This window comes from Janthinobacterium sp. GW458P, from assembly GCF_002127585.1.
Taxonomy (GTDB): Bacteria; Pseudomonadota; Gammaproteobacteria; order Burkholderiales; family Burkholderiaceae_D; genus Janthinobacterium.
Genome location: NZ_NEGZ01000146.1, coordinates 1 through 1045 on the forward strand (window position 1 = coordinate 1; position 1045 = coordinate 1045).

The following is a 1045-nucleotide window of genomic DNA, read 5'->3' on the forward strand; positions in this document are numbered from 1 at the left end:
GGCCGCCCGCAGCGCGCAAGGCGGCGCCGCTCAAGCTGGTGGTCACGCGCGGCGCGGCCCCGGCCAGGAGCACGGCCGCCGCCGACGACGGCGACTGGGAAGTTTTCTGAACCATCGATTGCACGAATGACGCACGACCACTGGCATACACCGCACCGGAGCACCGCCATGAACGCCCTTTTTCTCACTTATCCCTTCATACGCTGCGAAGACCTTTCGCTGATGCGGCCGGCCCTGGCCATGGCTGGCCTGGCGCTCGTGCTGGCCGCCCTGCTCTGGCGCCGCATCCGCTGGCGCCAGGCCAGCCGCGCGCCGGACGCCACGCAGGCACATGTTGATCTGCATCAACTACTGCAGACGCGCAAGACCGCCGCCCCGGCCAGGGCGCAGGAAGCGCCCGCGTTGCCGCTGGAGCCGCAGGAACGCGCCGCACCGCCCTTCGAGCAGGCCCGCCTGGACGCCATGTTCGGCCACGACCGGCGCCTGCAGGGCGAGATCCTGGCCCTGTTCGTGTCCGAAACGCGCGACCGCCTGGCCGGCATCGCCCATGCGCTGCGCTGCGAACGCGCAGCCCCGGCCCGCATCCTGGCGCAGGAAATTCTCGACGGCAGCCATGCCATGGGCCTGATGCCCTTGCAGGCGCTGGCGCGGCAAGCCGTGCATGCGGGGTTTTCCAATGATATCGCCGCCCAGCGCCGCCTGCACGCCGACCTGCTGATGGCGCTCGACGCGCTGTCCCAGGCCGTCACGGCCCTGCAGACCAGCGCGGCCGAAGCGGACGACCGCAGCGACATGGGGAGCCTGTCATGAGCGCGCGCATCGACCTGGCGCTGCTGCGGGGCGGCGCCGTCCTGCCCTCGCCCGAATGGCGGCGCCAGCGGCTGGCGGCCATGTGCCAGCAGCAGGCGCCGCTCGATGAACTGGCCGAGCAGATACGCAGCGATCCCGCCCTGTGCGGCCAGGTCATCGGCCTGGCCAACGGCGCCGTGCCAGCGGACGGGCGCCGGCACGCGGCCGTCAACGCGGCGATGCTGGCGGCCATCGG

Annotated in this window: 1 protein-coding gene and 1 pseudogene; both read left to right on the forward strand. The window is 72.1% G+C overall.

Annotated elements, in window-relative coordinates; all coding sequences use genetic code 11:
* Positions 1–168 precede the first annotated feature (168 nt).
* Positions 169–810, forward strand: a complete 642-nt coding sequence (locus CBW50_RS28465) for a hypothetical protein (protein ID WP_086148573.1) — start codon at positions 169–171, stop codon at positions 808–810.
* Positions 807–1045: pseudogene (locus CBW50_RS28470) on the forward strand (hypothetical protein); the annotation flags it as partial. The gene CBW50_RS28465 and the pseudogene CBW50_RS28470, both read left to right, overlap by 4 nt.

Excerpts from the sequence above, each read along its gene's own strand:
- CBW50_RS28465 (WP_086148573.1), top strand. The coding sequence starts at position 169 with ATGAACGCCCTTTTTCTCACTTATCCCTTCATACGCTGCGAAGACCTT.